At 51.7% G+C, this 26,377-nt stretch carries 25 protein-coding genes and 2 pseudogenes; 17 read left to right on the top strand and 10 right to left on the bottom strand.

What is annotated here, in order from left to right; genetic code table 11:
• The first annotated feature begins 33 nt into the window (after positions 1–33).
• The 7 genes from silC to JM656_RS21960 all read left to right on the top strand — a co-directional run bounded on the left by silC (position 34) and on the right by JM656_RS21960 (position 9,693).
• Positions 34–1,419 carry a Cu(+)/Ag(+) efflux RND transporter outer membrane channel SilC gene (silC, locus tag JM656_RS21990; RefSeq protein WP_203361385.1) on the top strand — a complete coding sequence of 462 codons (1,386 nt, stop codon included), beginning with the start codon at positions 34–36 and terminating at the stop codon, positions 1,417–1,419.
• A gap of 28 nt (positions 1,420–1,447) precedes the next feature.
• A complete protein-coding gene (locus JM656_RS21985) occupies positions 1,448–1,801 on the top strand; it encodes a Cu(+)/Ag(+) efflux RND transporter periplasmic metallochaperone SilF (RefSeq protein ID WP_001246152.1) in 354 nt (117 codons plus the stop codon).
• Positions 1,802–1,910: 109 nt separating this feature from the next.
• Positions 1,911–3,203, top strand: coding sequence for a Cu(+)/Ag(+) efflux RND transporter periplasmic adaptor subunit SilB (silB, locus tag JM656_RS21980; RefSeq protein WP_203361384.1), 1,293 nt, complete (start codon positions 1,911–1,913; stop codon positions 3,201–3,203).
• Positions 3,204–3,213: 10 nt separating this feature from the next.
• Positions 3,214–6,360: a Cu(+)/Ag(+) efflux RND transporter permease subunit SilA gene (gene silA, locus JM656_RS21975; RefSeq protein WP_203361383.1), complete on the top strand. Its 3,147-nt coding sequence runs from the start codon at positions 3,214–3,216 to the stop codon at positions 6,358–6,360.
• Between the two features lie 85 nt (positions 6,361–6,445).
• The gene (locus JM656_RS21970) at positions 6,446–6,886 is read left to right on the top strand and encodes a DUF411 domain-containing protein (RefSeq protein WP_203361382.1); all 441 of its coding nucleotides are present in this window, start codon (positions 6,446–6,448) and stop codon (positions 6,884–6,886) included.
• Between the two features lie 97 nt (positions 6,887–6,983).
• A complete protein-coding gene (silP, locus tag JM656_RS21965; RefSeq protein ID WP_203361381.1) occupies positions 6,984–9,455 on the top strand; it encodes an Ag(+)-translocating P-type ATPase SilP in 2,472 nt (823 codons plus the stop codon).
• 40 nt (positions 9,456–9,495) lie between these two features.
• Entirely contained in the window at positions 9,496–9,693 is a 198-nt protein-coding gene (locus tag JM656_RS21960; RefSeq protein WP_000843494.1) for a DUF2933 domain-containing protein, read from the top strand.
• 33 nt (positions 9,694–9,726) lie between these two features.
• Here JM656_RS21960 and JM656_RS21955 read toward each other — a convergent pair whose 3' ends face one another.
• Both JM656_RS21955 and JM656_RS21950 read right to left on the bottom strand, forming a co-directional pair.
• On the bottom strand, positions 9,727–10,464 hold the full coding sequence (locus tag JM656_RS21955; protein ID WP_203361380.1) for a peptidoglycan DD-metalloendopeptidase family protein: 738 nt from the start codon (positions 10,462–10,464) through the stop codon (positions 9,727–9,729).
• A gap of 288 nt (positions 10,465–10,752) precedes the next feature.
• Positions 10,753–11,202 carry a copper resistance protein gene (locus tag JM656_RS21950; RefSeq protein ID WP_203361379.1) on the bottom strand — a complete coding sequence of 150 codons (450 nt, stop codon included), beginning with the start codon at positions 11,200–11,202 and terminating at the stop codon, positions 10,753–10,755.
• Positions 11,203–11,436: 234 nt separating this feature from the next.
• Between JM656_RS21950 and pcoA the strand changes: the two genes are divergently transcribed.
• The 7 genes from pcoA (at position 11,437) to JM656_RS21915 (ending at position 18,288) form a co-directional block, all read left to right on the top strand.
• Positions 11,437–13,254, top strand: coding sequence for a multicopper oxidase PcoA (gene pcoA, locus JM656_RS21945; RefSeq protein ID WP_203361378.1), 1,818 nt, complete (start codon positions 11,437–11,439; stop codon positions 13,252–13,254).
• Between the two features lie 5 nt (positions 13,255–13,259).
• Positions 13,260–14,150, top strand: a complete 891-nt coding sequence (gene pcoB, locus JM656_RS21940; RefSeq protein ID WP_203361377.1) for a copper resistance outer membrane transporter PcoB — start codon at positions 13,260–13,262, stop codon at positions 14,148–14,150.
• Positions 14,151–14,189: 39 nt separating this feature from the next.
• Positions 14,190–14,570 (top strand): copper resistance system metallochaperone PcoC, encoded by a 381-nt coding sequence (pcoC, locus tag JM656_RS21935; protein WP_032662224.1) that lies wholly within the window; start codon positions 14,190–14,192, stop codon positions 14,568–14,570.
• A gap of 55 nt (positions 14,571–14,625) precedes the next feature.
• Positions 14,626–15,504 carry a copper resistance inner membrane protein PcoD gene (gene pcoD, locus JM656_RS21930; protein WP_370552340.1) on the top strand — a complete coding sequence of 293 codons (879 nt, stop codon included), beginning with the start codon at positions 14,626–14,628 and terminating at the stop codon, positions 15,502–15,504.
• A gap of 54 nt (positions 15,505–15,558) precedes the next feature.
• A complete protein-coding gene (pcoR, locus tag JM656_RS21925; RefSeq protein ID WP_001188930.1) occupies positions 15,559–16,239 on the top strand; it encodes a copper response regulator transcription factor PcoR in 681 nt (226 codons plus the stop codon).
• On the top strand, positions 16,236–17,636 hold the full coding sequence (gene pcoS, locus JM656_RS21920; RefSeq protein ID WP_203361375.1) for a copper resistance membrane spanning protein PcoS: 1,401 nt from the start codon (positions 16,236–16,238) through the stop codon (positions 17,634–17,636). The genes pcoR and pcoS overlap by 4 nt, the downstream gene beginning before the upstream one ends.
• Positions 17,637–17,853: 217 nt before the next feature.
• Entirely contained in the window at positions 17,854–18,288 is a 435-nt protein-coding gene (locus JM656_RS21915) for a copper-binding protein (RefSeq protein WP_203361388.1), read from the top strand.
• Positions 18,289–18,482: 194 nt separating this feature from the next.
• On the opposite strand, the gene JM656_RS21910 is transcribed toward JM656_RS21915, so the two are convergent.
• Complete coding sequence (locus tag JM656_RS21910) at positions 18,483–18,890, bottom strand: transposase (RefSeq protein WP_238929270.1); 408 nt, start codon at positions 18,888–18,890, stop codon at positions 18,483–18,485.
• On the opposite strand from JM656_RS21910, the pseudogene JM656_RS21905 reads away from it, so the two are divergent.
• A pseudogene (locus JM656_RS21905) lies at positions 18,798–19,439 on the top strand (Rpn family recombination-promoting nuclease/putative transposase); the annotation flags it as partial. The gene JM656_RS21910 and the pseudogene JM656_RS21905 overlap by 93 nt on opposite strands.
• Here JM656_RS21905 and JM656_RS21900 read toward each other — a convergent pair.
• Genes JM656_RS21900 through JM656_RS22420 form a run of 3 tightly spaced genes read right to left on the bottom strand, consistent with a single transcriptional unit; the run spans position 19,436 to position 20,980 of the window.
• Positions 19,436–20,047 (bottom strand): DUF2913 family protein, encoded by a 612-nt coding sequence (locus JM656_RS21900; protein WP_203361374.1) that lies wholly within the window; start codon positions 20,045–20,047, stop codon positions 19,436–19,438. The pseudogene JM656_RS21905 and the gene JM656_RS21900 sit on opposite strands and share 4 nt — an antisense overlap.
• On the bottom strand, positions 20,044–20,439 hold the full coding sequence (locus JM656_RS21895; RefSeq protein ID WP_094249408.1) for a hypothetical protein: 396 nt from the start codon (positions 20,437–20,439) through the stop codon (positions 20,044–20,046). Before JM656_RS21895 ends, JM656_RS21900 begins: the two co-directional genes overlap by 4 nt.
• Positions 20,440–20,491: 52 nt before the next feature.
• Positions 20,492–20,980: a 3'-5' exonuclease gene (locus JM656_RS22420; protein ID WP_238929269.1), complete on the bottom strand. Its 489-nt coding sequence runs from the start codon at positions 20,978–20,980 to the stop codon at positions 20,492–20,494.
• Between JM656_RS22420 and JM656_RS22415 the strand changes: the two are divergent.
• A pseudogene (locus JM656_RS22415) lies at positions 20,892–21,152 on the top strand (hypothetical protein); the annotation flags it as partial. The gene JM656_RS22420 and the pseudogene JM656_RS22415 sit on opposite strands and share 89 nt — an antisense overlap.
• Positions 21,153–21,347: 195 nt before the next feature.
• On the opposite strand, the gene JM656_RS21885 reads toward JM656_RS22415, so the two are convergent.
• Positions 21,348–22,463 carry a DNA-binding protein gene (locus JM656_RS21885; RefSeq protein WP_203361372.1) on the bottom strand — a complete coding sequence of 372 codons (1,116 nt, stop codon included), beginning with the start codon at positions 22,461–22,463 and terminating at the stop codon, positions 21,348–21,350.
• A 257-nt stretch (positions 22,464–22,720) separates the two neighbouring features.
• Between JM656_RS21885 and JM656_RS21880 the strand changes: the two genes are divergently transcribed.
• A complete protein-coding gene (locus JM656_RS21880) occupies positions 22,721–23,209 on the top strand; it encodes a hypothetical protein (RefSeq protein ID WP_058215253.1) in 489 nt (162 codons plus the stop codon).
• Between the two features lie 73 nt (positions 23,210–23,282).
• Here the strand turns inward: JM656_RS21880 and JM656_RS21875 are convergent, their stop codons facing one another.
• The 3 genes from JM656_RS21875 to repA all read right to left on the bottom strand — a co-directional run bounded on the left by JM656_RS21875 (position 23,283) and on the right by repA (position 26,377).
• Entirely contained in the window at positions 23,283–24,260 is a 978-nt protein-coding gene (locus tag JM656_RS21875; protein ID WP_203361371.1) for a DUF6685 family protein, read from the bottom strand.
• A gap of 107 nt (positions 24,261–24,367) precedes the next feature.
• A complete protein-coding gene (locus JM656_RS21870; RefSeq protein WP_203361370.1) occupies positions 24,368–24,544 on the bottom strand; it encodes a hypothetical protein in 177 nt (58 codons plus the stop codon).
• A gap of 891 nt (positions 24,545–25,435) precedes the next feature.
• On the bottom strand, positions 25,436–26,377 hold the full coding sequence (repA, locus tag JM656_RS21865; protein WP_149289525.1) for a plasmid replication initiator RepA: 942 nt from the start codon (positions 26,375–26,377) through the stop codon (positions 25,436–25,438).

Below are 26,377 nucleotides of genomic sequence, written 5' to 3'. Positions count from 1 at the left end.
CCATTTACCAGGTCTGCCTGGACGAGAAGCGTTATGTTCAAATTAAAATTACTCAGTATTAGCACGATATTCATCCTGGCAGGCTGTGTGTCGCTTGCGCCTGAATATCAGCAGCCCGCAGCACCGGTACCCCAGCAGTTTTCACTGTCCCGTAACAGCCTGACACCCGCAGTGAATAGTTATCAGGATACAGGCTGGCGTAACTTTTTTGTCGATCCCCAGGTTACAAGGCTGATTACTGAAGCTCTGAATAATAACCGTGATTTGAGAATGGCTGCCCTGAAGGTTGAAGAGGCCCGGGCCCAGTTCAACGTCACGGATGCAGATCGTTATCCCCAACTGAATGCCTCATCCGGGATCACATACAGCGGTGGTCTGAAAGGTGACAAACCGACCACACAGGAGTACGACGCGGGTCTGGAGCTCAGCTATGAGCTCGATTTTTTTGGCAAACTTAAGAACATGAGTGAGGCTGATCGCCAGAACTACTTTGCCAGCGAAGAAGCCCGTCGTGCCGTACACATCCTGCTGGTCTCCAACGTTTCACAGAGCTATTTCAGCCAGCAACTGGCGTACGAACAACTCCGTATTGCGCGGGAAACGCTGAAAAATTATGAACAATCTTATGCATTCGTTGAGCAACAACTGGTGACCGGGAGTACGAACGTTCTGGCGCTTGAACAGGCCAGGGGGCAAATCGAAAGTACCCGCGCCGAAATAGCCAAACGAGAAGGCGATCTGGCTCAGGCAAACAATGCCCTGCAACTGGTGCTGGGAACGTACCGCGCAGTTCCGTCAGAAAAAGGGATGAAAGGTGGGGAGATCGCACCAGTAAAATTGCCACCAAATCTGTCGTCACACATTTTGCTGCAGCGCCCGGATATTATGGAAGCGGAGTATCAGCTGAAAGCAGCTGATGCCAATATTGGCGCAGCACGAGCGGCCTTTTTCCCGTCCATTACCCTGACCAGTGGTCTCTCCGCAAGCAGTACGGAGCTGTCCAGCCTCTTCACGTCAGGAAGTGGCATGTGGAATTTTATTCCTAAAATTGAAATTCCTATTTTTAATGCTGGCAGGAACAAAGCCAATCTGAAGCTGGCTGAAATTCGCCAGCAACAGTCGGTGGTTAATTACGAACAAAAAATTCAGTCAGCCTTTAAGGATGTTTCCGACACGCTTGCGCTGCGCGACAGCCTTAGCCAGCAACTTGAGTCACAGCAGCGTTATCTTGATTCACTTCAGATAACTCTACAGCGTGCCAGAGGATTGTATGCAAGTGGTGCTGTCAGTTACATCGAAGTGCTGGATGCAGAACGTTCCCTCTTCGCGACGCAGCAAACCATTCTCGATCTTACCTATTCCCGACAGGTTAACGAAATTAATCTGTTTACCGCGCTGGGTGGCGGTTGGGTAGAGTAAATTTAGTCAATTAATCAGGAAATTAAAAATGCGTAATTCACTTAAAGCCGTTTTATTTGGTGCCTTCTCTGTCATGTTTTCTGCCGGTCTTCATGCTGAAACACATCAGCATGGCGATATGAATGCTGCCAGTGATGCTTCGGTACAGCAGGTTATCAAGGGCACCGGTATCGTTAAAGACATTGATATGAATAGTAAAAAGATTACCATTTCGCACGAAGCAATCCCGGCGGTGGGCTGGCCTGCAATGACCATGCGCTTCACTTTTGTTAATGCAGACGACGCTATCAATGCCCTGAAAACCGGCAATCATGTCGATTTCTCGTTTATTCAGCAGGGCAATATCTCCTTACTCAAAAGCATTAACGTTACGCAATCCTGATTAACAGTCCGGAGCGAATACATCCAGTGCGCCTGAACATTCATTAAGGGATTACTGTGAATGTTCGGGCGCATATGCCAGGTGTTTTGATTTTTCAGTGAGAAATTGTATGGCTTCTTTAAAGATAAAATATGCTGCAATAATTATCAGCAGCCTCATAGCAGGAGGGCTGATATCGGTTACTGCCTGGCAGTATGTAAACTCATCACAAAAAACAGTACCAGCAGAACAAAAGGCACCGGAGAAAAAGGTACTTTTCTGGTATGACCCGATGAAACCGGATACCAAATTTGATAAACCCGGAAAATCTCCCTTTATGGATATGGACCTGGTGCCGAAATATGCTGATGAAAGTGGCGATAAAAGCAGTGGCGGGATCCGTATCGATCCAACCCAGGTTCAGAATCTGGGATTAAAAACGCAAAAAGTCACGCGAGGAATGCTGAATTATTCTCAGACAATCCCGGCTAATGTCAGTTATAACGAGTATCAGTTTGTCATTGTGCAGGCGCGTTCTGACGGTTTCGTCGAAAAAGTGTATCCCCTGACGATTGGCGATCATGTGAAGAAAGGCACTCCGCTTATCGATATCACCATTCCTGAATGGGTTGAGGCACAAAGTGAGTTCCTGCTGTTATCCGGTACAGGCGGTACGCCAACCCAGATAAAAGGGGTTCTGGAGCGACTTCGTCTGGCTGGTATGCCGGAAGAGGATATACAAAGGCTGCGTTCAACCCGCACAATCCAGACCCGTTTTACCATTAAAGCACCTATTGATGGTGTCATTACTGCATTTGACCTGCGCACCGGCATGAATATTTCGAAAGATAAGGTGGTGGCTCAGATTCAGGGGATGGATCCGGTCTGGATCAGCGCTGCAGTGCCAGAATCTATCGCCTATCTGCTGAAAGATACGTCGCAGTTTGAAATTTCGGTACCGGCTTATCCGGATAAAACATTCCATGTTGAAAAATGGAACATTCTTCCCAGCGTGGATCAGACAACCCGCACGCTTCAGGTCCGTCTCCAGGTTTCTAATAAGGATGAGTTTCTCAAGCCGGGCATGAATGCCTATCTCAAACTGAATACCCAAAGCCAGGAGATGCTGCTGATACCAAGCCAGGCCGTTATCGATACCGGCAAAGAACAGCGCGTGATTACTGTTGATGATGAAGGCAAGTTTGTGCCGAAACAGATCCACGTTCTGCATGAATCACAGCAACAGTCCGGCATTGGCACCGGCCTGAATGAAGGCGATACCGTGGTGGTCAGTGGCCTGTTCCTTATTGACTCCGAAGCCAATATTACGGGCGCGCTGGAACGTATGCGCCACCCTGAAAAAACAGAAAGCAGTATGCCAGCAATGTCTGAGCAGCCTGTAAATATGCATTCAGGGCACTGAGGAGACGACGATGATTGAATGGATTATCCGGCGCTCTGTCGCCAACCGTTTCCTAGTCATGATGGGCGCACTGTTTCTCAGCATCTGGGGCACATGGACGATAATTAACACGCCGGTCGATGCGCTGCCTGACCTGTCAGATGTGCAGGTCATTATTAAAACCAGCTATCCCGGACAGGCTCCGCAGATTGTAGAAAACCAGGTCACCTATCCGCTTACCACCACCATGCTGTCCGTACCTGGCGCAAAAACCGTGCGTGGCTTTTCACAGTTCGGTGATTCGTATGTGTATGTCATTTTTGAAGACGGGACCGATCTGTACTGGGCCCGTTCGCGCGTGCTGGAATACCTGAATCAGGTTCAGGGCAAACTGCCTGCGGGTGTGAGTTCTGAAATCGGCCCGGACGCCACGGGAGTGGGCTGGATATTTGAATATGCCCTGGTCGATCGCAGCGGAAAACACGACCTTTCAGAACTGCGTTCTTTGCAGGACTGGTTTCTGAAATTTGAACTGAAGACCATCCCGAACGTGGCAGAGGTAGCCTCGGTCGGTGGCGTGGTGAAGCAGTACCAGATTCAGGTCAATCCGGTAAAACTGTCCCAGTATGGGATCAGCCTGCCCGAAGTGAAACAGGCTCTTGAATCATCTAACCAGGAAGCCGGTGGTTCATCCGTTGAAATAGCCGAAGCGGAATATATGGTCCGCGCCAGCGGCTATCTGCAGAGCATTGATGATTTTAATAATATCGTCCTGAAAACAGGCGAGAACGGCGTGCCGGTATATTTGCGGGATGTTGCCCGCGTGCAGACCGGGCCTGAAATGCGGCGTGGTATTGCCGAACTGAACGGCCAGGGGGAAGTCGCTGGCGGCGTGGTGATCCTGCGGTCGGGTAAAAACGCGCGTGATGTAATCACGGCAGTGAGGGATAAACTGGAGACACTGAAGGCCAGTCTGCCGGAAGGCGTTGAAATCGTGACCACCTACGATCGCAGCCAGTTAATCGACCGGGCGATTGATAACCTCAGTTCCAAACTTCTGGAAGAGTTTATCGTGGTGGCCATCGTCTGTGCCCTGTTCCTGTGGCACGTACGTTCTGCCCTGGTGGCGATTATCTCTCTGCCGCTTGGCCTGTGTATCGCCTTTATCGTCATGCACTTCCAGGGACTGAACGCCAATATCATGTCGCTGGGAGGGATAGCTATTGCCGTCGGTGCGATGGTGGATGCCGCCATTGTGATGATTGAGAATGCGCATAAACGGCTTGAGGAGTGGGATCATCAGCATCCGGGTGAGCAGATTGACAACGCCACCCGCTGGAAGGTGATTACCGACGCCTCCGTGGAAGTGGGACCCGCACTGTTTATCAGCCTGCTGATCATCACCCTATCCTTTATTCCTATCTTTACCCTGGAAGGTCAGGAAGGACGTCTGTTTGGCCCGCTGGCATTCACGAAAACGTACTCCATGGCGGGAGCGGCCGCGCTGGCCATCATTGTCATTCCGATCCTGATGGGATTCTGGATCCGGGGAAAAATTCCTGCCGAGACCAGTAACCCCCTGAACCGGGTGCTGATCAAAGCGTATCATCCATTGCTGCTGCGAGTCCTCCACTGGCCAAAAACAACCCTGCTGGTTGCGGCCTTGTCCATTTTCACCGTTATATGGCCATTGAGTCAGGTGGGGGGGGAGTTTCTGCCGAAGATCAATGAGGGCGACCTGCTGTATATGCCATCAACACTGCCTGGCGTCTCTCCGGCAGAAGCTGCAGCACTCCTGCAGACGACGGACAAGTTAATCAAAAGCGTTCCTGAAGTGGCCTCAGTATTTGGCAAGACCGGTAAAGCAGAGACCGCAACGGATTCCGCACCGCTTGAAATGGTGGAAACCACGATCCAGCTCAAACCTGAGGATCAGTGGCGTCCGGGTATGACGATTGACAAGATTATTGAAGAACTCGACAAGACCGTCCGTTTACCGGGTCTGGCAAACCTGTGGGTTCCGCCAATCCGTAACCGTATTGATATGCTCTCAACCGGGATCAAAAGCCCGATAGGTATCAAGGTCTCAGGGACTGTCCTGGCCGATATTGATGCGACGGCGCAGAGTATCGAGGCGGTAGCCAAAACCGTGCCGGGCGTGGTGTCTGCCCTGGCTGAGCGACTTGAAGGCGGGCGTTACATCGATATCGATATCAACCGGGAAAAAGCGTCCCGTTACGGTATGACTGTCGGTGATGTACAGCTGTTTGTCTCATCAGCCATCGGCGGCGCAACGGTAGGGGAAACGGTTGAAGGCGTGGCCCGCTACCCGATTAATATTCGCTATCCGCAGGATTACCGGAACAGTCCAAATGCATTGAAACAGATGCCGATCCTGACCCCGATGAAGCAGCAGATCACGCTGGGCGATGTCGCGGATATTAAGGTCGTTTCAGGGCCGACTATGCTGAAAACGGAAAATGCCCGTCCAGCCAGCTGGATTTACATTGACGCGCGCGGCAGGGATATGGTGTCGGTGGTTAATGATATTAAAACGGCTATCAGTCAGAAAGTGAAGCTGAGACCGGGTACCAGCGTGTCATTCTCCGGACAGTTTGAACTGCTTGAGCACGCCAACAAGAAACTTAAACTGATGGTGCCGATGACGGTGATGATCATTTTCATCCTGTTGTATCTGGCGTTCCGCCGGGTTGATGAAGCGTTGCTGATCCTGATGAGTCTGCCGTTCGCCCTGGTTGGCGGGATATGGTTCCTGTACTGGCAGGGCTTCCATATGTCAGTCGCAACCGGAACCGGGTTTATCGCCCTGGCCGGTGTGGCAGCAGAGTTTGGCGTGGTCATGCTGATGTATCTGCGTCATGCCATTGAAGCGCATCCGGAACTGTCAAACAAAGAAACGTTCACACCGGAAGGTCTTGATGAAGCCCTTTATCATGGTGCCGTGCTGCGTGTCCGGCCGAAAGCCATGACCGTGGCGGTGATCATCGCGGGTCTGCTGCCGATACTCTGGGGTACCGGCGCAGGTTCAGAAGTAATGAGCCGTATCGCGGCCCCCATGATTGGCGGGATGATCACAGCTCCGCTGCTGTCCCTGTTCATTATTCCTGCCGCCTATAAACTCATCTGGCTGCGCAGACATAAAAAGAGCGTGTCATAACCCTGAAAGGGCACCCCTGCGGGTGTCCTTTCGCATAAATTCACCCTGACGTCAGGGTTTATATCGATAGCATACAGAGGTGAGTATGAAAAAAATAATTTTAATGACCCTGGCTTTTGGCCTTTCACTGCCGGCAATGGCAGGTGAAAAAATAATAGACATGTACAAGTCTGAAAACTGTGGTTGCTGTTCCCTGTGGGGCAAGGCGATGGAAAAGGACGGGTTTGAGGTGCGGACCCACGTCATGAATGATCAGGCCCTGTCAGCCCTGAAAGAAAAATATGCTGTTCCTGCTGAGCTGAGAAGCTGTCATACCGCAGTTACTGGTAATTTGATCATTGAAGGTCATGTGCCTGCAGCCACGATACATAAGGCAATGCAGTCTGATTCTGGGATTTATGGTCTTGCCACCCCGGGCATGCCTGCGGGGAGCCCGGGAATGGAGATGGGGGCCCGTAAAGAGGCTTACGATGTTATTGCATTCTCTCCGGAGGGCAGTAAAAAAGTCTTCCAGCGAATTGAATAGTCAGCGGAACGGCTGATATCGGGACGCCGGCAGCAGGCACTCCTGTGCCGGCGACATTCGTGGTAATCGCATCCATGACATACCCTGAAGACAGAAAATGCTTCAGGCATGCATAAGGAGAGTTACTGTGAAAAATGACAATGCAGTGCAACACAACAACCAGACTGCTTCTGAACAGACATTATCCCCGGACGAGAGCCACGTATTGCATAAGGTGAGAGATCCCGTGTGCGGGATGGCATTCCTGCCCGACAAAGCGCACAGCAGCATTCGATACCAGGACCATCAGCTTTATTTCTGCTCTGCCAGCTGTGAGAGTAAATTTACAGCCCATCCCGACCGCTATCTTACCGAAGAGGCCAGTGAACATTCCTACCATCACCATCACCACGAAGTCAGCCCAGACCAGATAAAACAGCCTCACCATCAGGCGGAGAACGATATTTCTGAAGGTGTGTGGACATGTCCGATGCACCCGGAGATACGCCGCAGTGGTCCCGGAAGCTGTCCTGTCTGTGGAATGGCACTGGAACCGCTCGTAGCCACGGCATCCACGGGGCCGAGTGATGAACTTTGCGACATGACAAGACGCTTCTGGCTGGGGTTGTTGCTGGCGTTTCCGGTTCTGATACTCGAAATGGGATCTCATCTGTTTCCCGCCTTGAGGAATACAGTATCGCCACAGTACAACACATGGCTGCAGCTGCTTCTGGCCTCCCCTGTCGTGTTGTGGTGTGGCTGGCCATTTTTCGCCCGGGCCGGAATGTCGTTACGTAACCGCTCCCTGAATATGTTTACCCTTGTTGCTATGGGGACCGGCGTAGCCTGGGTTTACAGCGTCATTGCAACTGTCTTCCCCTCCTGGTTTCCTGCATCGTTCAGAAACATGGATGGCCTGGTGGCCGTTTATTTTGAAGCCGCGGCAGTAATTACGGTGCTTGTACTGCTGGGACAGGTTCTTGAGCTGCGGGCACGGGAACAAACCTCAGGTGCCATTACTGCGCTTCTGAACCTTGCCCCCAAAACCGCCAAGCGGCTGGACCATGACGGTCATGAAACGGATATTAATGCGGAAGATGTCCTGCCTGGCGATAAGCTCCGCATCAGACCCGGGGAGAGTATTCCGGTCGACGGTATCGTGGTCGAAGGCAAAACAACCGTTGATGAGTCGATGGTGACCGGGGAGTCTATGCCGGTTACCAAAACGGAGGGTGACCCTGTCATTGGGGGGACGATTAATCAGACAGGTAGTCTTATCATCCGTGCAGAGAAAGTCGGTGATGAAACGATGCTCTCACGAATTGTTCAGATGGTCGCTGATGCACAGCGTTCGCGTGCCCCCATCCAGAGAATGGCTGACAGCGTTTCAGGCTGGTTTGTTCCTCTGGTGATACTTATCGCGGTTGTTGCTTTCGTGATCTGGTCTGTCTGGGGCCCCGAGCCCAGGATGGCGCACGGTCTCATTGCGGCTGTATCGGTCCTGATTATTGCCTGTCCCTGCGCGCTGGGGCTGGCCACGCCGATGTCGATAATGGTGGGGGTGGGCAAAGGAGCCCAGGCCGGGGTGTTAATCAAGAATGCTGAAGCCCTTGAGCGTCTTGAAAAAGTGGACACGCTGGTTGTTGACAAAACAGGCACGCTCACGGAAGGTTCGCCTACGGTGACAGGGATTATCAGTCTCAGTCCGGGTGGGGAAACATCTCTTTTGCGTGTAACGGCCGCAGTGGAAAAAGGTTCGCAGCATCCGCTGGGTATGGCAGTAGTTAAAGCAGCACAGGAAAAGGGGATCGCAATACCCGCAGTCACTCATTTCGATGCGCCGTCGGGTAAAGGTGTCTCAGGCGATGTCGAAGGTCAACGGGTTGTTATTGGTAATGAACTGGCTATGCAGGAAAACAGTATCGTTATTGATAATCAAAAGGCCGTTGCGGATACGCTGCGGATGGAAGGCGCTACCGTTATCTATGTGGCCACGGACGGGGACCTTGCAGGCCTGATAGCTATCTCGGATCCCGTGAAAGCATCCACGCCGGATGCGCTTAAAGCTTTGCGTCAGGCGGGGATCCGCATTGTTATGCTCACCGGGGATAACCGGCTTACTGCTGAAGCAGTCGCACGGAAACTGGGAATAGATGAGGTTGAAGCCGGGATTCTGCCGGATGGCAAAAAAGCAGTGATAACCCGACTGAAAGAGTCTGGCCATGTGGTTGCGATGGCCGGAGACGGTGTGAATGATGCCCCGGCGCTGGCAGAGGCTGACGTGGGTATAGCCATGGGAACGGGTACAGATGTGGCAATTGAAAGTGCCGGAGTCACCCTTCTCAAAGGCGACCTGATGATACTGAACAGGGCCCGTCATCTGTCAGAGATCACCATGAAAAATATCCGACAGAATCTGTTTTTTGCATTTATCTACAACGCATTTGGTGTGCCTGTGGCTGCAGGTCTGCTTTATCCTGTGTATGGAATACTGCTGTCACCAGTTATTGCGGCGGCGGCCATGGCTCTTTCTTCCGTCAGCGTCATTGTGAATGCGTTGCGTCTGAAAAGTGTCAGGCTCGGGAAATAACACTGAGTGAAGGGTCTGTTATGAACAGAAGGAGTCCAGTATGAAAAGTACCACCTATGCGCTTATTGCTGTCGCCGCGATCGCGGCATTTGCCCTCCTGCGCGAACACTGGTCACATGTGGCAGGTTACTGGCCATATCTGTTATTGCTGGTCTGCCCGCTAATGCATCTTTTCCACGGCCACGGAGGGCATGGAGATCATCAACATCACGGAAGTGAAAACGATAAAAAAAATTAATCCGGCAGACGGGGCCGCGTCGCGGTCCCGTTATCAGTCCAGGTATCGTTCGTAGTCTCTGGCATGCGCAAAGGCATGCTGTTCGAGTTTGTTATCAGCGGGTGCCGCAGCCCGGAATGCCAGTGAGTTAACAGGATTGTTATTGATGACCAGCTCGTAATGCAGATGAGGACCGGATGAACGTCCGCTGTTACCGGATAACGCAATAGCGCCTCCCCGGGTAACCCAGGCCCCTTTAGTAACGAGAATTTTATTGAGGTGGAGATAGCGAGTTTTAACACCGGCTTTTCCCGTTACTTCAACAAAATATCCCATGGTACTGTTGTATTCGGCCCGGGTGATTTTTCCGTCGATGACGCTGACTATTTTCGTGTTCATGGGCATGGAATAATCAATTCCATTATGGGGACTCACTTTTCCCGATACCGGGTTAAGTCTTGCAGGATTAAAAGGCGAGCTGAGTCTTGCTGTGGCTGGTAACGGATAATCGAGACTGCCTTTCCCGGAAGTATCGGAAAGGTTATAGAATTTTTTATCTGATATACGATACGCCGTGTAATTAAATGAACCGGACGTAAATTTATAGGCCACTACACGTGATTTTCCCGCTTTCTTTTGCAGTACGAGTTTTAATGATTCATTTTTTTTCAAATGCCGAAGATTAAACCGGGAGGGCAAAGAGCGCTGAAGGATAGCGATCTCGTTCGATTCCAGCCCCGAGCGGGTGGCTGAAAGGTAAGCATTTTCTTTTACGACATCGGTAGAATACATTTACTGGAATTCGCCGTTAGCATGAACACTGCGGCGTATGCTAGGGGTTTTCAGGAGGCGTGTCATCTGTCAGTTAATCGGGAGCACCGTTGATGGTCGTCATTTTTGTAACATATCTTGTTTCCCGTTTGCTCCTGCAGCTCTGGGAACTGTATGACCAGCCCGACGATGATGATTAACGGGTCTGAAACAGGTTACGGCAGAGCAATATGAGGCTCATGTCCTGCGACGTAACCCGTCAGTGAAGCCCTGCTGCGCACCTGACGCTAAGCACTAACCCGCCTGCCGTTACCTGGACGAATACAGGCCGCGAAGCTTTCTTGCCTGCGTCTGATGAGCTTCCGCACCGGCATTATTGACCTGCTCATGCACGAGGGCGGCTTTCTCTCCGGCATTCAGTTCGTTAAAAGAAGAAGATGAGGTCTCTGAATTTGCATCACTCCCGGACAGCATTTTTTTATGTTCCTCAATCATTTTTTGATGTGCATAGGACGCGCTGTTGTTCATAAATGAATGCGCAACAATGGCCCTTTCATGTTCATTCATTTTAGAGAATGATGACGTGCTGTTTTTATTAATCCTGCCCGGCAAGTTTTCATGCGTCGAGGAATTCACATGACTGACGGCTGAGGCATTATTCACGAATCGATGTGCTTCATGGGCAATACCACTGGAATTAGCAAAAGCCGCCCCACAAAATAAAGCTGTAAACGCAGTGGTTGTGATTAATATATTCATGTGTAATTACCTTCTGAGATACATAAAAGATGTCATCACGATCATATATAAAAATAATCAACCTGTGGGTAAGATGACGTAAATGTAATACAGCCACGTACATTACACGATTGTAATGAATTTGTTTCTTAAGGTGTGCTAGCTTCATTTCATTGTAAGAGGATGAACCAGAAATTTAATTTAAATCGGTTCTCGAATTTTGTTATTAACCATACTTTAAATAAGGGAACGCGCATGCTGTTGAAAACGTCTCGACGAACTTTCCTGAAGGGGTTAACCCTCTCTGGCGTAGCCGGAAGTCTTGGCGTATGGAGTTTCAATGCGCGTTCCAGTCTGAGCCTGCCAGTTGCCGCATCCCTGCAGGGTACTCAGTTTGACCTGACCATTGGTGAAACGGCCGTCAATATCACGGGCAGTGAGCGTCAGGCCAAAACAATCAACGGAGGCCTGCCGGGGCCCGTTCTTCGCTGGAAAGAAGGTGACACCATTACCCTGAAGGTCAAAAACCGTCTTAAGGAACAGACGTCCATTCACTGGCACGGCATTATTCTTCCAGCCAATATGGATGGTGTTCCGGGGCTGAGTTTTAGGGGCATAGCGCCTGATGATACCTACGTTTACACCTTTAAGGTTAAGCAGAACGGGACTTACTGGTACCACAGCCATTCTGGTCTGCAGGAACAGGAGGGGGTATACGGTGCCATTATCATCGATGCCAGGGAGCCGGAACCGTTTGCTTACGATCGTGAGCACGTGGTCATGTTGTCTGACTGGACCGATGAAAATCCTCACAGCCTGCTGAAAAAATTAAAAAAACAGTCGGATTACTACAATTTCAATAAACCAACCGTTGGCTCTTTTTTCCGCGACGTGAATACCAGGGGGCTGTCAGCCACTATTGCCGATCGGAAAATGTGGGCTGAAATGAAAATGAATCCAACTGACCTCGCGGATGTCAGTGGCTACACCTACACCTATCTCATGAACGGGCAGGCCCCGCTGAAAAACTGGACCGGGCTGTTCCGTCCCGGTGAAAAGATACGCTTACGGTTTATCAACGGCTCGGCAATGACCTATTTCGATATCCGCATCCCCGGGCTGAAAATGACGGTCGTGGCTGCAGATGGCCAGTATGTAAACCCGGTTACCGTTGACGAATTCAGGATTGCCGTTGCCGAAACCTATGATGTCATTGTGGAGCCTCAGGGTGAGGCCTATACCGTCTTCGCACAATCCATGGACAGGACCGGCTACGCTCGGGGGACCCTGGCCACGAGAGAGGGGTTAAGTGCTGCCGTTCCCGCCCTCGATCCCCGTCCTCTGTTGACCATGGAAGATATGGGTATGGGAGGAATGGGACATGATATGGCAGGAATGGACCACAGCCAGATGGGAGGCATGGATAACAGCGGAGAGATGATGTCCATGGACGGCGCTGACCTTGCGGATAGCGGGACATCCTCCGCGCCCATGGATCACAGCAGCATGACCGGTATGGATCATTCCCAGATGGCCGGAATGCCGGGTATGCAAAGTCATCCTGCGTCAGAAACGGGTAACCCACTGGTTGATATGCAGGCGATGAACGTCTCTCCGAAATTAAACGATCCTGGTATTGGTCTTCGAAATAACGGAAGAAAGGTTCTCACGTACGCGGATTTGAAAAGCCGCTTTGAGGATCCTGACGGACGTGAACCTGGCCGCACCATAGAACTGCATTTAACCGGTCACATGGAAAAGTTTGCCTGGTCATTTAACGGAATCAAGTTTTCAGATGCCGTACCGGTGCTGCTGAAATACGGTGAGCGACTCAGGATCACGCTGGTCAACGATACCATGATGACTCACCCCATTCACCTGCATGGTATGTGGAGCGATCTGGAAGATGAAAACGGTAATTTCATGGTTCGTAAACACACAATAGATATTCCCCCTGGTACAAAACGCAGTTACAGAGTGACAGCAGATGCGCTTGGCCGCTGGGCGTATCACTGCCATTTGCTCTATCACATGGAAATGGGAATGTTTCGTGAAGTCCGGGTGGAGGAATGATGCGAATGAAGATAAGTTTTAAGGCCATACCTGTTCTGGTCGCTGGTTTGTTTACCTCACAGCTTTCTATTGCGGCGGGCTCCGTCTCTGCAGATCCCCACGCCGGGCACGACATGTCTTCCATGCAGATGCCGGTAGATGAGAATTTCACTGAGATGACGTCCATGGAGCCCATTGTAACTGAGAGCAGAACGCCAATTCCGCCTGTTACCGATGCCGACCGGAAGGCTGCATTCGGCAATTTACCGGGGCATGCGATTCACGACAGTCCGATTAATTATCTGGTCTTGCTGGATCAACTGGAATGGCAACGGTCGGATAACACCAACAATTTCAGCTGGAGTGTTAACAGCTGGATTGGAGGCGACACTGACCGGCTCTGGCTAAAGAGTGAAGGCGAACGAAGCGGGGGGAAAACGGAGACGGCAGAAGCCCAGCTACTCTGGGGGCATGCGGTTGGCCCCTGGTGGGATTTGGTTGCGGGAGTCAGACAGGATTTCAGACCTGCTTCAGCCCAGACCTGGGCTGCTGTCGGTTTTCAGGGGCTCGCGCTCTATAATTTTGAGTCTGAAATTACGGCTTTTGTCAGTAATGACGGAAAAGCAGCCCTCCGTCTGGGAGGAGAATACGATGTTTTACTGACTAACCGGCTCATACTCCAGCCATCCTATGAGGTAAATCTCTACAGTCAGGATGATGAATCGCGGGGACGCGGCAGGGGATTAGCTGACACAGAGCTGGGCCTTCGGCTGCGCTACGAAATACGCCGTGAGTTTGCACCCTATATAGGCGTCTCCTGGAATCAGCTTTACGGGAAAACGTCCGATATGGCGAAAAGAGAGGGTGAGAAAGACCATCAGGTAGTATTCCTGGCGGGTGCCAGAATCTGGTTTTAATGCGTTGACTTAAAACACTAAACTAAACAGGTAAATAATATGTCGATTTTACATAAAGCCATTCTTACAGGTGGCCTGGTGATGGGTGTCGCTTTTTCTGCTATGGCCCATCCTGAATTAAAAAGCTCTGTGCCACAGGCTGATTCAGCCGTAGCGGCCCCGGATAAGATTCAGCTTAATTTCTCGGAAGATCTGACCGTGAAATTCTCAGGTGCAAAATTAACGATGACGGGTATGAAAGGTATGTCATCACATTCTCCAATGCCGGTCGCGGCAAAAGTGGCACCAGGCGCTGACCCTAAATCGATGGTCATTATTCCGCGAGAACCTTTGCCCGCTGGCACTTATCGTGTTGACTGGCGCGCAGTTTCTTCAGATACGCACCCTATTACCGGTAATTACACCTTTACAGTGAAGTAATATTATGAACGACCTGATTATGATTGTTATTCGTTTTTTTCTTTATATTGATTTGATGGTAATATTTGGATTGCCATTTTTTCAGATATATGGATTAAGCGGTGTCAGACATGAAACGTATAACCTGACTAATTTCAGGTCGTTTATAACCTTTGCTGTTATTGCAGGCATCATTCTTACTGGTATTAATATGCTCCTGGTATCTAATGCCATGAGCGGAGTAACTGATCTCAGGGAATTATCCCTCCATATCATCGAGATGGTTATAGAAGAAACTGATGTAGGTATTAGCTGGATTGTCAGGCTCTGTGCCCTGTTTACCACACTCGGTGCTTTGTTCCTTTACACTAACAAAAGACTATTGTCCTGCCTGCTGATGACGATGAGTGGGGGCGCGGCGCTGGCTACACTGGCCTGGGGAGGACACGCCGTCATGCATGATGGTCTGCATTACTATCTCCATTTACTGAGCGATCTGACTCATCTCGGCGCTGCAGGTGCCTGGACAGGTGCTCTGGTTGCATTTGCTATCCTGCTGATGCGCAGAAACGCGCATAATGCACAGAGCGTCATTGTGATATCTGACTCCCTGGCAAAATTTGCCACGGCAGGTACGGTGATTGTTGTAGCCCTGATCCTGAGTGCGATGGTCAACTATCTGTATATTGCTGAGGGTAACTTAACCCCTTTATTCAACAGCTCCTGGGGGGGAATATTGCTTGCTAAGACGGCTCTGTTTGTTCTGATGCTTCTTCTGGCTGCAGCAAACCGGTTTCACCTGGGTCCCCGGCTTGAAGTTATGGTCAGGGAAGGGAATTATGATCGCAGCGTTGCCCTGATGCGAAACAGCATCCTGACCGAATTCGTTGTTGCGATTATCATTCTGGGCGCCGTAGCGTGGCTCGGAATGCTTGCTCCGTCTCAGGTCAGCTAAGGGACAACCAACGCTCACGCGTGAGATTTTTACATTCATATCAGCGAGTTGACCATGCAGCGTATTCTAATCGTTGAAGACGAACAAAAAACAGGTCGTTACCTTCAGCAGGGACTGGTTGAGGAAGGCTATCAGGCCGATCTCTTTAATAATGGCCGCGATGGTCTCGGGGCCGCGTCGAAGGGACAGTATGATTTGATAATACTGGACGTGATGCTGCCTTTCCTCGACGGGTGGCAAATCATCAGCGCACTGAGGGAGTCCGGGCACGAAGAACCGGTCCTGTTTTTAACCGCAAAAGACAACGTGCGGGACAAAGTGAAAGGACTGGAGCTTGGTGCAGATGACTACCTGATTAAGCCCTTCGATTTTACGGAGCTGGTTGCACGTGTAAGAACCTTACTGCGGCGGGCACGCTCGCAGGCCGCAACGGTTTGCACCATCGCCGATATGACCGTTGATATGGTGCGCCGGACCGTGATCCGTTCGGGGAAGAAGATCCATCTCACCGGTAAAGAATACGTTCTGCTTGAGTTGCTGCTGCAACGCACCGGAGAAGTGTTACCCAGGAGTCTTATCTCGTCCCTGGTCTGGAATATGAACTTTGACAGTGATACGAATGTGATTGATGTCGCCGTGAGACGTCTGAGAAGTAAAATTGATGATGACTTTGAACCAAAACTGATCCATACCGTTCGCGGTGCCGGATATGTCCTGGAGATCAGAGAAGAGTGAGGTACAAAATTTCCCTGACCACACGCCTGAGCCTGATTTTTTCTGCAGTGATGCTTACGGTATGGTGGTTATCAAGTTTTATCCTGATTAGCACCCTTAATGGCTATTTCGATAATCAGGACCGTGATTTTCTGACAGGTAAACTTCAGCTTACCGAAGAATTTCTCAAAACAGAGACATTCCGGAACAAAACGGATATTAAGTCATTATCAGAAAAAATAAACGATGCGATGGTGGGGCACAACGGTTTATTCATTTCTATAAAAAACATGGAAAATGAAAAAATTGTGGAACTGTATGCCAAAAATTATGTTGTTCCAGCGATCCTGCTTAATAAGTCGGGGGATATTCTCGACTATATGATCCAGACGGAAGAAAATAACACCGTGTACCGCAGTATCTCGCGGCGGGTTGCCGTGACGCCGGAACAGGGTAAAAGCAAACATTTCATCATTACGGTTGCCACGGATACCGGGTATCACACCCTGTTCATGGATAAGCTCAGTACCTGGCTGTTCTGGTTCAATATCGGTCTGGTCTTTATTTCTGTTTTTCTGGGCTGGCTGACCACACGTATTGGTCTGAAACCGTTACGGGAAATGACCAGTCTGGCTTCCTCCATGACCGTACACAGCCTGGATCAGCGTCTTAATCCCGATCTGGCTCCGCCGGAAATCTCTGAGACCATGCAGGAATTCAATAACATGTTCGATCGCCTGGAGGGTTCATTCCGGAAACTGTCAGATTTCTCGTCTGACATCGCGCATGAGCTGCGCACACCGGTCAGTAATCTGATGATGCAGACGCAGTTTGCACTGGCTAAGGAAAGGGATGTTTCGCATTACCGCGAAATTTTATTCGCTAACCTGGAAGAACTGAAAAGGCTGTCCCGAATGACCAGTGACATGCTTTTTCTGGCACGTTCAGAGCATGGTCTGCTGCAGCTGGATAAACATGATGTGGATCTGGCCGCCGAACTGAATGAATTACGTGAGTTATTCGAGCCCCTGGCAGACGAGACAGGAAAGACAATCACGGTTGAAGGAGAGGGCGTTGTTGCCGGAGACAGCGATATGCTGCGCCGTGCTTTCAGTAACCTGCTTTCCAATGCAATCAAGTATTCTCCCGATAACACCTGTACAGCGATACGCCTTGAGCGTGACAGTGACTGTGTGAACGTGATGATTACGAATACCATGTCTGGCCCGGTTCCCGCTAATCTTGAACGTTTGTTTGACCGGTTCTATCGCGCAGACTCATCAAGGTTCCACAACACGGAAGGCGCGGGGCTGGGATTATCAATTACAAGGTCAATCATTCATGCTCACGGCGGCGAGCTGTCAGCAGAACAGCAGGGGCGGGAAATTGTGTTCAAAGTGCGCCTGTTAATGGATTAATCCCGTTATTCAGGAGAAACCTGGAAGGTGACAAAATTGTCATCATCCAGTCACGCGATAAACAGATGCGGTTTTTTATAATCATTCATAAATCAGGAGCAGGGTGATAACGCAATCACCTGGTTCCTGGAGTGATGAATAACCCGCCCTGAGATCAAATGCTTTCTCTGTCATAAGCCGTTGATTGTTTGGGTATGAAAACACCGGAGACCCAACCATGAAAAAGATCCTTGTATCATTTGTTGCCATTATGGCTGTCACTTCAACCGCCATGGCTGCAGAGACAATGAACATGCATGACCAGGTAAATAATGCCCAGGCGCCTGCTCATCAGATGCAGTCAACCGCTGAAAAAAGCGCTATTCAGGGAGACAGTATGACGATGATGGATATGAGCGGGCACGATCAGGCTGCAATGTCCCATGAAATGATGCAAAACGGCAACGCTTCTGCCCACCAGGGCATGGCGGAAATGCATAAAAAAATGATGAAAGGAAAATCAGGAGCCACCAACGAAACAGCAAAGTCATTTTCTGAAATGAACGAACATGAAAAAGCCGCTGTTGTGCATGAGAAGGCGAATAATGGTCAGTCTTCCGTTGTTCACCAGCAGCAGGCTGATAAGCATCGCAGTCAGATCACCCAGAATTAACCCGCAGCTCCACTTGTCAGACCCTCATTTGACGCCGAAGTCACTGGCTTACGCTCCCGATAGGGAGCGTTTTTTTTAATATCATTTCGTGCCATGCTGGAGAATGGTATCGACCGTAATCACCTACGAGAGAAAACCATCACCCTATCTGACGAGCGTAAGCGTCCAGCGAGAACCGTATTGACGGGGATGTGTTATTCAGTTGGCAGTGCTACGCGCCAGGGGAGCAGTTCATTCACCCGATTGATCGGCCAGTCAGCTATGACGTCCAGCACGTGACGGAGGTAGCTTTCTGGATCCACTCCATTCAGTTTGCATGTACCGATCAGACTGTATAGCAACGCTCCACACTCACCACCGTGGTCCGAGCCGAAGAACAACCAGTTTTTACGACCCAGACTGACCATCCGCAGCGCATTTTCAGCGATGTTGTTATCGGCTTCGGCCCAGCCGTCTTCTGCATAGTTCGTCAGTGCCGGCCACTGGTTCAGGGCGTACGTGAAGGCCTTCGCCAGCTCCGCTACGCTGTCGCCGCCATGCAACGTCATCTTGAAGCGGGTCATAAAAAACTCCCGCTGGTCATCCCGGTACTGTTTTACCACGGCAGCCGGAGTCCGTATCCGTTCTCCACGAACTGGCTGGATTGTTTCAGTAACCCGGAGCAGGCCGGAAAGGTATACTCGACAGGATTCCCACTGGTTGATGTCACCGTCATCGATGATGATGAGATAATGAACCACCGACGAATGGCCGCACTGACCCTGCTGATGAAACACATTCGCCAGCGGGACATGATGGAACTGCTGGACAGGTTACCCCGGGTGATGGTGGAATGGATTTCCCCCGAACAGGTGCGCGTTCTGATAAACTATATGGTAAATGCAGGCGAAGCGCCTGCACCTGAATTTATGCGGGCGCTGGCAGAGCGTCTGCCGCAACACGAGGATGAACTGATGACCATCGCACAACAGCTTGAACAGATTGGCATCGAGAAGGGCCTGCAGTTAGGTGAACAACGCGGTATTGAAAAAGGCCGCAATGAAGGCAAACTCGAAGTTGCCCGCTCCATGCTGCAGAACGGTATTGACCGTAATACCGTCATGAAAATGACCGGTCTGACTGAAGACGACCTGGCGCAGATCCGCCACTAATCCCCCTTTCCTGGCACTCCCTGTCCGGCCATCAGCGAATACTGGTGGGGCAGGGAGGTACCAGAGTCAGGCTCTGCCTGCCAGCCACAGCGATTAAACACCTTCATCACCCCCGCTACGTTACCCGTCAGACGTGCTGTCAGCGGATTTATCTGTTGGCCACTGTCGTCAAAAGCGACATCGAGGTTGGCCCGTGAGAGATAAATGCCGTTCACGCCCGGACTGGGCACCACAGCATTCCGGCCTAACCATTCCCGATCGCTCAGCAGACGGTAGTTCCAGTGCATATCTTTCGCTGTTTCCAGAGCATACGTCAGCCGGAACAGGTCGTTCTGCTCGGACAACTCACCGGTGCAGGAACGCCAGAGGTAACTCAGCTTGCTGGCCAGCTTCGCACTGACGCCCATCTGACGTCCCTGTTTCAAAAGCCACTCAATATCGGGCGTCACATCACGAGAAAAACGCCGTTGCTTTAGCTCGGTCGCCAGCCATCGGGTGAGAAAGAGATTTTCCTGTGCCGGTGACAGCACATCGCCGTTCTGTCTGGCCAGCGCAAGCGCCACCAGGGCGCACCATGCCAGATGGCCTGATTTTTCTGTCAGCGTCACTGCTTCTCCCGTGAGTCAATAAACTGATGTAATTCATCGAGCATAATCAGCACACGTCGGCCAGTCTTACGAGGAAACATCCTCCGCATCTCACGCGTCAGTTGCTTCTTCTCCCATCCGTAAGGGAAAATAATGCTGTATTCCCTCCGGTCAGGGAGGATATCAGGGCCCGCGACGATGCGCGCCACCTCCTTATTCAGGCGTTCTCCTCGCCAGCCATAAGCCGCCAGTCGCTTACGGATACGTGCAACGGGAAAACGTTTGTCGGAGTGACGGGGGAAGAGTAACGTCCCGTCCTCATTTCGTTTGATACCAAACATATCCAGAGACTGTTCGATCACCACTGTTCGCGCGGGGAAATGCTCACGCATAGTTTTCATCATATTTTCCATTCCAGACTCCTGAATTAATTCCTGCAGCTGTCTGACCAGCCAGAGAGCAGCACTATGCTGGCTCACTTCCTGCGTCATCATTCATTTCACACTGGAGATCACGCCAGTATCCGGCAATATTGTTTACCACCCGAGCCGTCATAACGGCGTCAGTGACGGCGGAATGAGCCACCCCGATCCAGCTCAGGCCAGCCTGACTGACAGCACCGGAAAGCGATATGGTACCGTAACGATTGGTGGGTCCGTAATAACCCGCAGCGAGCCGCATGGCGCAGTACACCGTCAGAGAGTCCAGCCAGCTGGCAGGGTCGTTATGCGCTGCCGCTGTCTGCTTCAGAATCCGCGTATCAAAATCAGCATTGAAAATAACCAGCGGGCGCCAGCCGATATGGTGCTGCAGCTGCTGCGCAATATCGGGCCAGGATGGCGCACTGACCAGATCATCGTCACTGATACCGTGTACTGCAGCTGCTGTCGGATCGATGCCGACAGTGGGTTTCAGGCGGGTATCAAATATCCTCTCACCGCGGGCATCCACCAGACCGATTTCCAGCGCCTGCGCGCCGGCATCAAGTCCGGTCGTTTCGGTATCGAGGAAGACGGGGTCCAGCGCTAACCAGGTATGTGCCAGCATGGCGAACCTGCCACGCTCACTCTTCATCCGGGCCTGCAGGCCCAGACGTGTGCTGGCCAGCCGCTGTTTTTCTGTCTGAGGGCGTTTCGCCCGCATCGGGACACAGTCAGCCAGCCGCCATACGCCGTATTTCCCGCCGTAAGGACTTTTGTACATTCTGACCGGTTCAGCACCGGGGGCTGGCTTCATCCTGAATTCATCCCTCAGCCGCCCTTTGGTGTAGCATTTATCCTCCGCCCGGGACGTTTCATCACAGGCGGCTGAATTGTCATCATCACGCATTCTGGCCACCTGTCTGTTTATTGCCTGAAAGCGCCGCTATCAGTGACTGGTTCTGACGCTTCAGGGCTTCAGCCTCACCACGCAGTGCCGCGACCGTTTCTTTCTCCCCCATCGTCTCCAGACGGGCATCATCACGCTGGTTTTCCAGCTGCGTGCAGCGGTCTGTCAGACTGGCTATTTCGCTGCCCATACGGACCAGTTGCTCCGAGGAGGCCTTTTCCTGCGATTCCAGCCTTGCGGTGAGGCTGCTGACTCTGTCACGTTCAAGCGCAAGCTCACCGGCGCGCGCCTGTGCATCGGCGACGGCCTGCTCGAGGCGCTGCTGCAGCGTATCGCGGGTGGCCTGATGCTGCTGACGTTCTGAGGCCAGCGCGTTTTCCTGCGATTCCAGGCGGGTAAGGAGAGTATTAACTTTATCGCGTTCAGACTTCAGTTCTTCTGTACGCGCATTCGCTTCGGCAGAAATTTGCTCCAGTCGTTTCTGCAGGTCTTCCCGCGTATTTTTGTGCTGGGCCTGCTCCGCATTAAGCGCATCCTGCAGCACTGTCTTCTGCTCCTGATACCGCTCCTCCCGCTGTCGGGCATTCTCTTCAGCGGCCGCAAGACGCTCTTTCAGCTGGGCCATCTCCACATCCTGCTGCTGACGCTGTGAACGTTCTGATTCCAGCGCCAGCGTCAGCCGGTCATATCCGTCCTGCAGTTCATCCAGTTTTTCTTCCAGGTCGTCGACCGTCTGCGCGGCGTCGGCCAGCTCCCGCTCTGCCTGTGCGGTCTGTTCACCGGCAGCACGCGTGACTTCCGCAACCCGGCGTTCTGCAACCTGGACAGCCTTGTCATTCAGTTCGGTCGCCAGCTGGGTGATGCGTTCGGACAGCGCGGCGGAGACGGCCTTCACTTCTTCAGCCACTTCCACAGGCAGCTCGGCAACGGGTTCAGTGACGACCGTGCTCTGTGATGCCTGGTATTCGTCCCATATCTGGCGGAGACGTGTCGGATTGCCGCCACCGACCTGGTTACGCAGTGCGAACCCGGTGATATTCCGTCCTTCAGCCTGCAGGGCCAGCCCTGCTTCAATAATTTGTTCTGGTTCGTATGTCGCCGGACGCATCTGTCAGTCTCCGCATAAAGGGGTATGCTCACATTATACATAAACAAACTAACAAATAAACTAACTAACAAACAAATTAAAGATGTGACAGGGTAGCGAAAAGGACACCAGGACAGCGCACCGCCGGTAGAATTGCCGGCATAGCATGTCCGGAGCCAGGGAGGGATGCACCACAGGTACGATGCACGCCACTCCCCTTGCCGGGTACTGATATTAATGCTAATGTACGCATACGTTAGCATTAACCGGAGACAGACATGCCGCAGGATGAATCAGTCGTCGAACGGGCCAGGGAATACTTTTTTCGGCACCACCGGTATACAGAGGAAGACCTGGAATCCGACTACCAGGCAGAACTGCGTAACTACAGGGATGACACCTGGGAAGCACCACAACGGGCCGCCAGACTCAGTGCGGCCGTCAAGCGCTACAAAACGTATGAGATGCTGTACTTCTTCTTCCGGATCGCTGATGAAGCCGGGCTGGACTATACTCCGCTGGTTGTAAAGCGCCTGTGCGCTCATCTTTTCGACAGGCAGGGCAGCCAGAATATTATTGTTGATATCTTTGGCCAGAAGGGACGCATGCACCGCAGCCATGACAGTGATCCTGACATTATTGCTGCCGTTGCCGAACGCTACCGGCAGCAGGCAGACGACCACTGGCAGACAGTTCTGAAGAATATCGGGAGAGTGAAGCAGGACTACCGGAAAAATCAGAACAGGCAGAAAGGCGCAGGGGATTAAATGCATCATTAATGCTAATGTACGCATACATTAGCATTAATCACATAAGTCAGAGAAAATAAATCAGGCTTATTTAACGTGGTGAAGGTTCTTTGGCCAGCTGCTGGAGCTGCTTACCGAAATCAGGAAAGCCTGCAGCTGAAAGTACATCAGCTACAGCACTGGCTCTGGGATGGCCACGTTCAAGCCAGACCAGTTTGAGAGCAACTCCTGACTTATCCGTAACATGCATGTGACGCGGCAAACCGGAATTACCAAACGGGCATTCAAAGGCATTCATGGCGTCGAAAAAGCTGCCGAAGAGTTCATCTGCCGGAATAGCAAACAGATGCCATTGCTGACGTATAGCGGAGATCATCGGCAAGTTTACACCGTAGCGACAGAGTCTGCCGGTAAGCGGAACCGCAATGCCCAGGCGGCATGCCTGATAACGGGCAGCGCCAAAATGGTGTGAGCCACCGTCGTTCAGCCAGTAGAGTCTCCGCTCTGCCCACGGATATTCAGCAAACAGCATCCGGTCGAGCCGTAATTCCCAGTGACGCATATTTTTTCGCAGGTGCTCTTCAGTCACAGGTTCAGCCAGCTCACGGCATCTCAGTACAGGAAACTCATCGATGTCCAGGATATCATGATCCATAGATTTCGAGGCCGAAATCCCCCGAATATCTGTGATATCGCATGAAAAATGAGGGATATTTTCTTTTCTAATCAGTTGCTGAACCTCAGGAACAGCAAGTGAATGGCTTTCGAGCCGGCGCTGGTAGCCCGGTTTGCGGTAGTCGATCGTCCAGGGACGGGAATGAAATGATGACAGAGAAAAAGACAGCCAGTCCTGCCAGTAGACCACCGACCGTGTCCAGAACGTGTCGACAGGGGCGATGATCGGACAGGGAATTAGCTGCCCGGAAGCAATCGCACCCTCCAGGCGGGCGGGCCGTCCCAGAGAATGGAGAATCTCGTCACGTATCCAGCCAGCTGTTCTGCGCCAGACAGAAGGCCTGGCTTCTGCTGCCTGATCGACAAATTTACCTCTTCCCGGTTCATCGCTCATATGCTTTCCCTGATGGTCATATTAGTCCTGATCACGTCCGGCCAGCCTTAGCGTAGCTAAGGATAATCGCGAAAATATACTACGACAGAGGCTTAACGTCAGTATTTCTACTGCTGAGCATAAGCTGTGGTCACGAATGCCGCCAGGCGGCATGGAGGCGCCAGCAGGTGGTAAACAGAATACTGATGGTGAGTGGCGCCGAGACCCGGCGTAGCCGGAAATGCTGCTTCAATATTCGGGTTAAGAATGCCGAGCAGCGCGCAGGCATTCCGGGAATGCGCCAAAGGCGCATAGAGGCGCCCTCAGAAGTTGACCAGAGCACGGTTGTTAATGGCGCCGTAGCCCGGCGCAGCCGGTTACGCTGTTGATAGGTTCCACCAATCAATCCCTTCGCCCTGCTAAGCCATAACCCGCTTATAGCTATGATGTGGTTTCATTAAGCCCTTTTAACTCCGGTGAGCGGGCTGTACGGCGCTTGCGACGTACAGCGCGTGATTTCCGGAGCCGTGGCGCCGGCAAGGCCGGTGCCCGGGGGCTGTATTGAGAACCTGCCGCGATGTTACTGGCAGCCACTCAAATGTTTAGTTACATCATCCAGCATTAAAAGCGATGTTGTTCCGGCCCTTTGGGCCGGGGCGGCCTCGCTTTTCAGTGGTGGGGAGGGGCTGTGATGGTTCAGGTGTGCACGGTTCACGTCTTTGCGTAAATATTTTGGATGTTGTAACTATTTACTTCTGACTGATGCCCGCCGCGTAGTGGCGGGAGGTACATTTGCTGTTTCCGAACCGGCGCGGACGTAGTCCGCTGCAAGGGCGGACATTATCCCCGTTTTCCACAGGAAAGCGGGACTGAATAAGATCCGTTTTTAATTGAATGTTTAAAAGGGCAAAGGCGCGTAAGCGTTCGTTGGTAAGAAAGAGCCCAGGGCTACCAGAAGATTAAGAAAAACTTGCGGGTAACACTTCCAGTCATTGCCGGTAAGAAGTCCTCTATGTTTGCGGATATTTGTGCATAACTACAGGGACATGACCAGGTTGCATCATCAGGGGGTTTTTCGCCGGTAATGCGTGTCGTAACGGCAGGCTTTATTGATGGTTTTTCAGCCAGTTTTTAAACGCGGGGAAGCACAAAAACCGCCAGCGGCGGTAGAGGAAAAACAAGGAGTGAAAGTTAAGTTAGCCTGGTGGCTCAGCGTCAAAATTGAGCTTGATCTGACGCAGGTAATGGTAGACCAGCAACTCGAAATCATCCGGAGTCATGCCTGAGACTTCCGGCCGCGTGTTGATCAGCCAGGCTGCAATCTGGAACTGCCGGTCATCGAGCCGGGTAGAACGCGCAATTCTGGAAAGGCGCTTCTGTTCTATCGCTCGCTCGCGGCGAACCTTCAGGGCCTGCGCCACTTTCTCGTCAAAGAAGCGCTGTCGGGCCGCTTTTACGGACATCACTTCGCCAGGGGCAAGAATCCCCTCAGCCAGCGCGCGCAGACGTTCTTCCCGCTCTTTGTACAGCAGATCGAGATTGACCTGGAGGAGCTTGAAAAACTGCTCTGTTAAAGTGACATGACGCGGGAGGTATGTTTTTGTGTACGGGTCCAGGCGACGCATGTACGGCTCGATAAGGCCGTAATTTTCTAACAGATCGAGTGCGCGACAAACGCGGGAAGGCGTGACCTCTTCACCAGGTATTACCTCACCCCGGGAATCTTTGGGACTTAACGCCTTGCATATCTGTGAACTGTTGAGGGCAACGTTAAACGTGGCAATGTCGCAACCGCTGACCACCAGAACGGCCAGTGCATCGAGGAGATGCTGGCGTTCCTGTCGGAAATCGCGCTCACGGCCAGCATTCGTGCGCATATGCACGAAATACGGATGCCGCGAGAAACGACGTTTCTGGGCACGATGATACCCGTCCCGAAGTACTTTCGGGAGCTGGTTAAAGTTCGCAGGTCGAAGATATTTAGGATCAGCACACTTACACGCCGTCGAGTGTGTTCCGCGACGACGGCGTGTACGCTTCGGAGAAACAACAGCAGAACCGCGTGCTTCACGCTGGTTTACTGAGTCGTATTCCGACCAGTCGAAATAGGTAGCATCGGAAAATGTTCCGCTATTCAA

This window comes from Citrobacter sp. R56 (assembly GCF_016811995.1).
GTDB classification, from domain to species: domain Bacteria; phylum Pseudomonadota; class Gammaproteobacteria; order Enterobacterales; family Enterobacteriaceae; genus Citrobacter_D; species Citrobacter_D enshiensis.
Note: the sequence above shows the minus strand (reverse complement) of the source record. Positions and strands in the feature narration are given on the sequence as shown.

Bases quoted from the DNA above. Each gene is read 5' to 3' on its own strand.
- silC (WP_203361385.1), top strand. From the start codon at position 34: ATGTTCAAATTAAAATTACTCAGTATTAGCACGATATTCATCCTGGCA.
- JM656_RS21985 (WP_001246152.1), top strand. From the start codon at position 1,448: ATGCGTAATTCACTTAAAGCCGTTTTATTTGGTGCCTTCTCTGTCATG.
- silB (WP_203361384.1), top strand. From the start codon at position 1,911: ATGGCTTCTTTAAAGATAAAATATGCTGCAATAATTATCAGCAGCCTC.
- silA (WP_203361383.1), top strand. From the start codon at position 3,214: ATGATTGAATGGATTATCCGGCGCTCTGTCGCCAACCGTTTCCTAGTC.
- JM656_RS21970 (WP_203361382.1), top strand. From the start codon at position 6,446: ATGAAAAAAATAATTTTAATGACCCTGGCTTTTGGCCTTTCACTGCCG.
- silP (WP_203361381.1), top strand. From the start codon at position 6,984: ATGCTTCAGGCATGCATAAGGAGAGTTACTGTGAAAAATGACAATGCA.
- JM656_RS21960 (WP_000843494.1), top strand. From the start codon at position 9,496: ATGAAAAGTACCACCTATGCGCTTATTGCTGTCGCCGCGATCGCGGCA.
- JM656_RS21955 (WP_203361380.1), bottom strand. From the start codon at position 10,464: ATGTATTCTACCGATGTCGTAAAAGAAAATGCTTACCTTTCAGCCACC.
- JM656_RS21950 (WP_203361379.1), bottom strand. From the start codon at position 11,202: ATGAATATATTAATCACAACCACTGCGTTTACAGCTTTATTTTGTGGG.
- pcoA (WP_203361378.1), top strand. From the start codon at position 11,437: ATGCTGTTGAAAACGTCTCGACGAACTTTCCTGAAGGGGTTAACCCTC.
- pcoB (WP_203361377.1), top strand. From the start codon at position 13,260: ATGAAGATAAGTTTTAAGGCCATACCTGTTCTGGTCGCTGGTTTGTTT.
- pcoC (WP_032662224.1), top strand. From the start codon at position 14,190: ATGTCGATTTTACATAAAGCCATTCTTACAGGTGGCCTGGTGATGGGT.
- pcoD (WP_370552340.1), top strand. From the start codon at position 14,626: ATGGTAATATTTGGATTGCCATTTTTTCAGATATATGGATTAAGCGGT.
- pcoR (WP_001188930.1), top strand. From the start codon at position 15,559: ATGCAGCGTATTCTAATCGTTGAAGACGAACAAAAAACAGGTCGTTAC.
- JM656_RS21915 (WP_203361388.1), top strand. From the start codon at position 17,854: ATGAAAAAGATCCTTGTATCATTTGTTGCCATTATGGCTGTCACTTCA.
- JM656_RS21895 (WP_094249408.1), bottom strand. From the start codon at position 20,439: ATGGAAAATATGATGAAAACTATGCGTGAGCATTTCCCCGCGCGAACA.
- JM656_RS21885 (WP_203361372.1), bottom strand. From the start codon at position 22,463: ATGCGTCCGGCGACATACGAACCAGAACAAATTATTGAAGCAGGGCTG.
- JM656_RS21880 (WP_058215253.1), top strand. From the start codon at position 22,721: ATGCCGCAGGATGAATCAGTCGTCGAACGGGCCAGGGAATACTTTTTT.
- JM656_RS21875 (WP_203361371.1), bottom strand. From the start codon at position 24,260: ATGAGCGATGAACCGGGAAGAGGTAAATTTGTCGATCAGGCAGCAGAA.